Annotated in this window: 1 pseudogene; it reads left to right on the top strand. The window is 53.9% G+C overall.

The window, feature by feature from the left end:
• Nucleotides 1-206: pseudogene (locus PPOP_RS18060) on the top strand (IS110 family transposase); the annotation flags it as partial.

The following is a 206-nucleotide window of genomic DNA, read 5'->3' as shown; positions in this document are numbered from 1 at the left end:
CAGCCTTACAAGGAAGCCCAGCAGTTGATTCAAACCATCCCCGGAGTCAGTGAGGTAACGGCTGCAGCGATTATGGCGGAGATAGGTGTCGATATGGAACAATTTCCAACTGCTGATCATTTAGCGTCCTGGGCGGGCGTGGCACCAGGCAACCATGAGAGCGCGGGTAAAAAAAAAGTACACGAACGCGCAAGGGCAACCCGCAT

The sequence above is a fragment of the Paenibacillus popilliae ATCC 14706 genome (assembly GCF_000315235.1).
Classification (GTDB): Bacteria; Bacillota; Bacilli; order Paenibacillales; family Paenibacillaceae; genus Paenibacillus_B; species Paenibacillus_B popilliae.
This window is presented reverse-complemented; position numbering and strand designations above follow the sequence as displayed.